The 7,075-nt window shown below is 65.0% G+C and carries 11 protein-coding genes and 1 tRNA gene; 5 read left to right on the top strand and 7 right to left on the bottom strand.

The window, feature by feature from the left end; all coding sequences use genetic code 11:
- Positions 1-2: 2 nt before the first annotated feature.
- Positions 3-1,427, bottom strand: coding sequence for an adenosylhomocysteinase (gene ahcY, locus AX708_RS08680; protein WP_066525426.1), 1,425 nt, complete (start codon positions 1,425-1,427; stop codon positions 3-5).
- A gap of 191 nt (positions 1,428-1,618) precedes the next feature.
- Here ahcY and AX708_RS08675 point away from each other — a divergent pair, with 191 nt between their 5' ends.
- On the top strand, positions 1,619-2,098 hold the full coding sequence (locus AX708_RS08675; protein ID WP_066525424.1) for a peroxiredoxin: 480 nt from the start codon (positions 1,619-1,621) through the stop codon (positions 2,096-2,098).
- 74 nt (positions 2,099-2,172) lie between these two features.
- On the top strand, positions 2,173-2,586 hold the full coding sequence (locus AX708_RS08670) for a hypothetical protein (RefSeq protein ID WP_156443260.1): 414 nt from the start codon (positions 2,173-2,175) through the stop codon (positions 2,584-2,586).
- Between the two features lie 40 nt (positions 2,587-2,626).
- Here AX708_RS08670 and AX708_RS08665 read toward each other — a convergent pair whose 3' ends face one another.
- From AX708_RS08665 to folE, 4 genes are all read right to left on the bottom strand, one after another.
- Positions 2,627-3,313, bottom strand: coding sequence for a cytochrome b/b6 domain-containing protein (locus AX708_RS08665; protein WP_066525419.1), 687 nt, complete (start codon positions 3,311-3,313; stop codon positions 2,627-2,629).
- A 3-nt stretch (positions 3,314-3,316) separates the two neighbouring features.
- Positions 3,317-3,841 (bottom strand): cytochrome c, encoded by a 525-nt coding sequence (locus AX708_RS08660; protein ID WP_066525417.1) that lies wholly within the window; start codon positions 3,839-3,841, stop codon positions 3,317-3,319.
- A gap of 146 nt (positions 3,842-3,987) precedes the next feature.
- On the bottom strand, positions 3,988-4,428 hold the full coding sequence (locus AX708_RS08655) for a hypothetical protein (protein ID WP_066525415.1): 441 nt from the start codon (positions 4,426-4,428) through the stop codon (positions 3,988-3,990).
- Between the two features lie 146 nt (positions 4,429-4,574).
- Positions 4,575-5,201 carry a GTP cyclohydrolase I FolE gene (gene folE, locus AX708_RS08650; RefSeq protein ID WP_066525413.1) on the bottom strand — a complete coding sequence of 209 codons (627 nt, stop codon included), beginning with the start codon at positions 5,199-5,201 and terminating at the stop codon, positions 4,575-4,577.
- Between the two features lie 200 nt (positions 5,202-5,401).
- On the opposite strand from folE, the gene AX708_RS08645 reads away from it, so the two are divergent.
- Positions 5,402-5,791, top strand: coding sequence for a metallopeptidase family protein (locus tag AX708_RS08645; protein WP_066525411.1), 390 nt, complete (start codon positions 5,402-5,404; stop codon positions 5,789-5,791).
- 184 nt (positions 5,792-5,975) lie between these two features.
- Here AX708_RS08645 and AX708_RS08640 read toward each other — a convergent pair.
- Both AX708_RS08640 and AX708_RS08635 read right to left on the bottom strand, forming a co-directional pair.
- Positions 5,976-6,052, bottom strand: a tRNA-Arg gene (locus tag AX708_RS08640).
- A 60-nt stretch (positions 6,053-6,112) separates the two neighbouring features.
- The gene (locus AX708_RS08635) at positions 6,113-6,526 is read right to left on the bottom strand and encodes a (deoxy)nucleoside triphosphate pyrophosphohydrolase (RefSeq protein WP_066525410.1); all 414 of its coding nucleotides are present in this window, start codon (positions 6,524-6,526) and stop codon (positions 6,113-6,115) included.
- A 116-nt stretch (positions 6,527-6,642) separates the two neighbouring features.
- Between AX708_RS08635 and AX708_RS08630 the strand changes: the two genes are divergently transcribed.
- Both AX708_RS08630 and AX708_RS08625 read left to right on the top strand, forming a co-directional pair.
- The gene (locus AX708_RS08630; RefSeq protein WP_233999631.1) at positions 6,643-6,810 is read left to right on the top strand and encodes a Flp family type IVb pilin; all 168 of its coding nucleotides are present in this window, start codon (positions 6,643-6,645) and stop codon (positions 6,808-6,810) included.
- A 114-nt stretch (positions 6,811-6,924) separates the two neighbouring features.
- Positions 6,925-7,075 (top strand): Flp family type IVb pilin (locus tag AX708_RS08625; RefSeq protein ID WP_067489987.1); only part of this gene is annotated, 151 nt, incomplete at its 3' end.

Here is a 7,075-nt window from a genome sequence, read left to right as displayed (position 1 = left end):
TCTTAGTAGCGGTAGTGATCCGGCTTGAACGGGCCGGCCTGCGGCACGCCGATGTAGCTCGCCTGCTTCTGGCTGAGCTGGGTCAGCTGCACGCCCAGCTTGGCGAGGTGCAGCGCGGCGACCTTTTCATCGAGGTGCTTGGGCAGGACGTAGACGTCGTTCTCGTATTCGTCCGCCTTGGTGAACAGCTCGATCTGGGCGAGGGTCTGGTTGGTGAAGCTCGCGCTCATCACGAAGCTCGGGTGGCCGGTGGCGCAGCCGAGGTTCACCAGGCGGCCCTTGGCGAGGACGATGATCGACTTGCCATCGGGGAAGGTGACGAGGTCGGTACCTTCCTTGATTTCCTTCCACTCGTAGTTGGAAAGCGCGGCGATCTGGATCTCGCTGTCGAAGTGGCCGATGTTGCACACGATCGCCATCGGCTTCATCGCCTGCATGTGCTCGGCGGTGATCACGTCCTCGTTGCCGGTGGCGGTAACGAAGATGTCGGCGCGCTTCACCGCATCTTCCATGGTGACGACCTCGAAGCCGTCCATCGCCGCCTGGAGCGCGCAGATCGGGTCGATCTCGGTGACCATCACGCGCGCGCCGCCGTCACGCAAGCTGGCGGCCGAGCCCTTGCCGACATCGCCGTAGCCCGCGACGCAGGCGACCTTGCCGGCCAGCATCACATCGGTCGCGCGGCGGATCGCGTCGACCAGCGATTCCTTGCAGCCGTAGAGGTTGTCGAACTTCGACTTGGTGACCGAGTCGTTGACGTTGATCGCCGGGAACGGGAGCTTGCCCTGCTTGGCGATCTGGTAGAGGCGCATCACGCCCGTGGTGGTCTCTTCCGAGACGCCCTTGATCGCCTTCACCGTCTTGGTGAGGTAGCCCGGCTTGGCGGCGACGAAGGCCTTGAGCGCACGCTGGAACTCGATTTCCTCGGCGTTGGTCGGCTCGCCCATTTCCTCGCCCGCTTCGAGGCGCGCGCCCCACAGGGCGAACATGGTGGCGTCACCGCCATCGTCAAGGATCATGTTGGCGGTGAGATCGGGATCGGCTTCCGACGACCAGTCGAAGATGCGGCCGACATAGTCCCAGTAATCCGCGAGCGTCTCGCCCTTGATGGCGAAGACCGGAATGCCCCGCGCGGCGATCGCGGCGGCGGCGTGGTCCTGGGTCGAGAAGATGTTGCAGGTCGCCCAGCGCACTTCGGCGCCCAGCGCCACGAGGGTCTCGATCAGCACCGCGGTCTGGATCGTCATGTGGAGCGAGCCGGTGATGCGCGCGCCCTTGAGCGGCTGCGCGGCCCCGTATTCCTCGCGCAGGGCCATCAGGCCCGGCATCTCGGTTTCGGCGATCATGATCTCGTCGCGGCCGAACTGGGCGAGCGCGATGTCCTTGATGACGTATTCGGTGGTCGGATTGGCGGCGAGCGTGGCCATCGTTTCTATCTCCTATGCACAGAACGGCACACGCGAAGGCGGGCTGTCTGTTTACGCGGCTAGCCCCCTAGCGGCACATCGCCCTCGAGGCAAATATAAACTTATCTTTATATGTCTATTTGTTGCCCCAGCGCCCACCCCGCGATAGAGAGCGCGGGCCACACCACCCCGCAAGAGAGGACACATCCACCATGACCATTTCCGTTGGCGACAAGCTTCCCGAAGTCACCCTCATCAAGGCGACCGCCGAGGGCCCGCAGCCGGTCAAGTCCTCCGACTATTTCGCCGGCAAGAAGGTCGCCCTGTTCAGCGTGCCCGGCGCCTTCACCCCGACCTGCTCGGCCAAGCACCTGCCCGGCTTCGTCGAGAAGGCCGCCGAGCTCAAGGCCAAGGGTGTCGACGAAATCGTCGGCACTGCGGTCAACGATGCCTTCGTGATGGGCGCCTGGAACAAGGCCGCCGGGAGCGAGGACATCACCATGCTCGCCGACGGCAATGCCGAATTCGTCGAGGCGATCGGCCTCACCATGGACGGCTCGGGCTTCGGCCTCGGAAAGCGCGGCCAGCGCTTCTCGATGGTGATCAACGACGGCGTGGTCGAGCAGCTCAACGTCGAAGAACCGGGCGACTTCAAGGTCTCGAGCGCGGAGCACATGCTCGGCCAGCTCTGAATCTGGCGAGCCCCCCGCCGCACAGGCGCCGGGGGGCTTACGGGCGCGCTCCAATCCGCCTATGTTCAGCGGCAATGAGCCGACAACGCACCCTTATCGCCCTTGCCGGGATACTGGCCATAAAAAGCACCGCGCAGGCTGCTTCCCCCGAGCGTCCCGCCCTGCCCGATACCTCAGAGATCGCTGGTTATGTGAGCGATCACTGGGCCGACTGGAAAGGCCGCTTCGCCCACTTTGCGAGCAGAAACGGCAAGGACGCGATTCTGGTCCGCGTCGAAAGCGCCAAATGCACCTATTTCTCGGAATATTTGCCTGATTGCGAAATTAAGATCACGGGCCGGTTCGAGGACGGAGCCGAAATGACGCGGACCCTCTCGGCCATGTTCGACAGGACCACGGAGGGCCGGCTGGTCGAAGTCGTCGCCATTATTGGCGAGACACGCGGACCGACAACCGTGGAACCGGTCGATACGCCGCCGGTGGAGTGATCCTTCGCAATTGCTTGCCAATGCAGGCATGCACTGCGCATCACGTCAGCGGCGGCGCACCGAATGCCACCCACAGCGCTAGCGCCGCTGCAAGGCCGCAAGCGAGCAGCCCCCTCACCCACGGCACCGGGCCGATCCCGGCCACGCCCTCCAGAGGCGGACGGGTGCCGCCGACCATCGGGCTCAAGAGGTCATTTCCTCGCACCGCATAGAAGCAGATCGCGGCCAGGTGCAGCGCAATCAGCCCGGCGATCACCCAGAAGACCGTCTCGTGCAGCTCGGTGATGGTGTCGGCGAGGCTGACCCCGACGAGGCTATTCAGCGGCCCGGTCGTCCCGTCGAAGGGATCGCCTGCGAACAGCCCGAGGCTGACCTGCAACAGCATCGCGCCGAGCAGCACCATGGTGCTCCATCCGCCCAGCGGCGAGTGGCCGATCGCGGGCCCGCCCGCGCCACTGCGCAGATAGGCGAGCACAGCCTTGGGTCCCTTCACGAACTGCGCGAAACGCGCGGTCTCAGCGCCGAGGAAGCCCCACAGCAGCCGGAACACCAGCAGACCGAGCAGCACCAGCCCCAAGCGCTTGTGCTGCGCCCACTTGTCGTTCTCCGCCGTCCACCACATCGCGGGGATCAGCAGGGGGAAGCTCCAGTGAACGATCCGCAGCAGCGGGTCCCACACGCTGATGTCGGCAGGCAGTCCCGCGCGCGGCGGAGCGGTCTCGCTCACGCCCTACTTCTCGTCGTCTTGCCGGAACTTGTCGTGGCAGCCCTTGCAGGCCCCGCCCATCGCCATCGCCTGCGCGGCCACGGCCGCCTTGTCGCCGCCGGGGGCGAGGCTCGCAAGCTTGGCGCTTTCGTCGACCAGCTTCTGCGCCGCCGCCTTGAACTCCTCGGGCTTTTCCCAGATCGCGGGCAGGGCCTCGGTCTTGAAGCCGTCGGCGGTGCTGGTTCCGGCGGGGAAGTGGTTCGGGATCGCAGCCGCGCGGGTGTTGATGTCGGTCGCGCTGGCGGCGATCAGAGCAAAGTCGGGCGCATCGGCATCGAGCTGGCCGCGTATCGCCTTGAAGGCCTTGCCGATCGCCTCGAAATTCTCCTCGCGCTCCTTGAGGACCGGCGGCGCCTCGCCCGCGGCGGCGGCTGGCGCGGCGGCGGTGCCTTCGGCAGCCGGATCGGCCGCGTCCCCGCCCGAACAGGCGGCCAGCATGGCGACCGGTGCGGCAAGCGCGAGCAGATGGCGGGCGGTGAAAGGCAGCATCGGACAGTCTCCTCGGATGATCTTCGATGGGATCCCGGGCCGAAAGCTATGACGGATTGCCGCTGACCGCAAATGCGAAAACGGGGCGCGAAAACGGGCGCTCCCGTCGCCGGGAGCGCCCGTCCGCAATGCGGGCCCTGCGGTCCTCAGCCGAGCGTGGTGGCGGTGTCGGCCTCAGCCACCAGCGCCGCGCGGTCCTGCTCGACCAGCGCGAGCAGCGCGCCGCGCACCCGCTCGCTGCGGGCATCGACCAGCTTGGCGATCACGTCGGGGTTGGTGGGACACCAACCCGGGCGGGCGCCGCTGGCGACGTCGTCGCTGGTCAGCGTGCGACGCGAGCTCATGGTGCTGCCGACCTTGGCGACGCGCTCGACGCTCAGCCTTGCGGTCCACCGGCAGCTGAGCGTGCTCGCCCGCCCGGGGGCACCGGCAGCGCCGACCTGGCGTGTCTCGACCGTCACCGTGCCCTTGTAGTCGGCCGCGATCGGCCCTTCGGCATGGTCGATCACCACCTCGTGCTCGAGCGCAATGGCGGGTGCAGCGAGGCTGGCAGCCAGCACTGCGGCGCCAATCACAAGTTTCTTCATGATGGTCTCTCCTGCTTGTCGCGGCCTTTATGACCGTCGATGATGTGTCATATCATCGCAGCAGAAGCGCTCCAACCAACCTCGGTTGCAGTTTGCTCAATTGACGGTGAACGCCGTCAATCTGCCGATCGCTGCAACCTTGCAGGTCAGTAGCCCATCAGGCTCATCACTTCCTTGCGGCTGCGATGATCTTCGAGGAAGCAGCCGAGCACCCGGCTGGTGACCATGCCGACGCCATGGGTCTTGACCCCGCGCCCGGTCATGCAGCCATGCTCGGCCTCGATCACCACGGCAACGCCATGCGGATCGAGATGGTCCCAGATGCACTGCGCGACCTCGGCCGTGAGGCGCTCCTGGATCTGCAGGCGGCTGGCATAGCCGTGCAGCACGCGCGCGAGCTTGGAGATGCCGACGACCTTGTTCCGCGGCAGATAGGCGATCGCCGCCTTGCCGACGATCGGCGCCATGTGGTGTTCGCAATGCGACTGGAAGGGGATGTCCTTCAGCAGCACGATCTCGTCATAGCCCCCCACTTCGGTGAACTGGCGGGTGAGGTGGATCGCCGGGTCTTCGCGGTAACCCTCGCAATATTCGAGCCATGCGCGGCCCACGCGCTTGGGGGTGTCGAGCAGGCCTTCGCGGTTCGGATCGTCGCCCGCCCACGCGATCAGCGTGCGGATCGCGTCCTGCACGTTCTCGGGCACCTCGGGCTTGCCGAGCGGATTTTCCGGATCGAACACATCGTCGTGATCGTGGGCGGAGATATGGTTCATGGTTTCTGGTCTTTCTGCACTCATCGGCTCTTCAGGAGCCCCCTCGCCTGTCGATCCCGAGTGACGTCAACCATCGAACCATGCAGGCGTTCCGCCAAGATACGCCGATTGCAGCCGATGGATGCCGTCCCCACCTATGCAAATGTAATAGGCATTTTTCGCAATGCATCCCCTGGTCCGGGCGAAAGGAGCAAAACCGCGTGCGCGAACCCAGTGCTGCTGAATTCGAGGCGCTCGCCCGCGCGGTTCTGGCGCGGCTGCCGGAGGTCTTCGCCCGCGAGCTTGAAGGCGTCGTGGTGCGGGTGGAGGACTTCGCGACCGACGAGCAGCTCGATTCGCTCGGCATCGAGGACCCGTGGGATCTGACCGGGCTCTATGAAGGCGTGGCGCTGACCGAAAGGAGCCAATGGGACAGCGAAGGCCTGCCGCCCGTCATCACCCTGTTCCGCCAGCCCCTGATCGCCGAGATGGAGGAGACAGGTGTCGGCTTTGCCGAGCTGGTGCGCCATGTCGTGATCCACGAGGCTGGGCACCATTTCGGCCTGTCGGACGAGGACATGCACGCGCTCGAGGATTCGGTGGAGGACTGAAACCAACAAGGCCCGCCGCCCCTTGCGAGGCAACGGGCCTTGTTGGCGCACCCGGAACGATTGCTCCGCCGCTGCGCGGCTCCGCCATCTCCGGCGGCTCGCGCCGCCTCCGATTCCGAACGTGTTCGAATGATCCGTGGTAGAACCAAAACAGCCCGCCCCTTTTGCAAGGAGCGGGCTGTTTTGGCGCACCCGGAACGATTCGAACGTCCGACCCTCAGATTCGTAGTCTGATGCTCTATCCAGCTGAGCTACGGGTGCGCGCTAGGGGGCGGCCTTTAGGAGGGTCGTTTGGGCTTGGCAAGAGGCTTCGGTCGCGAATCAGCGAAAATGGAAGAGCCCTGCGGCGAGCGCCGCGTCGAGCGGCGGTTTGGGCAGCGCGGCGACTTCTTCGGGAGTGAACCAGCCCACCGCGCCGCCCTCGAGCGCTTGCGGCTCGCCCTGCCAGACGCTCAGGCGATAAAGGAGCAGCACCAGCGCCCGATCGCCCTGCCCGCTCCCGTCGGTCTCGGCAAAGCCGCAAGGCACCAGGTCATTGGCCTTGCACGCGACCCCCAGCTCCTCGGCGATTTCGCGCACCAGCGCAGAGGCGGGCATTTCCCCGGGCTCCACCTTGCCACCGGGGAATTCCCATAGTCCGCCGTGATGCTTTCCTTGAGGTCTGAGGTGCATCAACCAACGGCCATCCCCCCGCTCGAGGGCGCCGGCCACCACCGCGATCCACCCGGGCGTCATGTCGGTTTTCTTTCCATCATGGTGCGTCCCATCAACTCATTCTTAACGGTTTGGACCGATTTTCGAACCCGTCAGAACGCAACGAAGTAGAGGGTTTCCCGATGCTGTCGACATTCATGAAAAGGCTTGTCGACGACCAGTCGGGTGCAACCGCTATCGAATATGGTCTGATCCTCTCGCTTATCGTCATCGCCATGATCGCCGCGCTGCACAGCGTTGCGACCACCACAATCAGCATGTGGGGCAATGTCGAAAGCAAGAGCGTGGCTGCGATGTCGAAATAAATTCCACTTGGGCCGCCGAGTTAGGAATTTCTCAAGAACTGGCAGTCTAACTAAAGTCAGCCCGCCGCGACACAGGGGGGCACGGGTACCGAAGACCAAACCAGGAGACTAGACATGACCTTCTTCAAGAACCTCGTCCGCGACGAACAGGGCGCCACCGCCATCGAATACGGCCTGATCGCCGCTCTGATCGCCGTCGCCGCGATCACCGCGATGACCAACCTCGGCTCGACCCTCTCGAGCACCTTCACCAACGTGAACACCA

Source organism: Erythrobacter sp. CCH5-A1, from assembly GCF_001557115.1.
GTDB lineage: Bacteria > Pseudomonadota > Alphaproteobacteria > Sphingomonadales > Sphingomonadaceae > Erythrobacter.
This window is presented reverse-complemented; position numbering and strand designations above follow the sequence as displayed.

Excerpts from the sequence above, each read along its gene's own strand:
- AX708_RS08630 (WP_233999631.1), top strand. The coding sequence starts at position 6,643 with ATGAAAAGGCTTGTCGACGACCAGTCGGGTGCAACCGCTATCGAATAT.
- AX708_RS08635 (WP_066525410.1), bottom strand. The coding sequence starts at position 6,526 with ATGACGCCCGGGTGGATCGCGGTGGTGGCCGGCGCCCTCGAGCGGGGG.
- AX708_RS08660 (WP_066525417.1), bottom strand. The coding sequence starts at position 3,841 with ATGCTGCCTTTCACCGCCCGCCATCTGCTCGCGCTTGCCGCACCGGTC.
- AX708_RS08655 (WP_066525415.1), bottom strand. The coding sequence starts at position 4,428 with ATGAAGAAACTTGTGATTGGCGCCGCAGTGCTGGCTGCCAGCCTCGCT.
- ahcY (WP_066525426.1), bottom strand. The coding sequence starts at position 1,427 with ATGGCCACGCTCGCCGCCAATCCGACCACCGAATACGTCATCAAGGAC.
- AX708_RS08670 (WP_156443260.1), top strand. The coding sequence starts at position 2,173 with ATGAGCCGACAACGCACCCTTATCGCCCTTGCCGGGATACTGGCCATA.
- AX708_RS08675 (WP_066525424.1), top strand. The coding sequence starts at position 1,619 with ATGACCATTTCCGTTGGCGACAAGCTTCCCGAAGTCACCCTCATCAAG.
- folE (WP_066525413.1), bottom strand. The coding sequence starts at position 5,201 with ATGAACCATATCTCCGCCCACGATCACGACGATGTGTTCGATCCGGAA.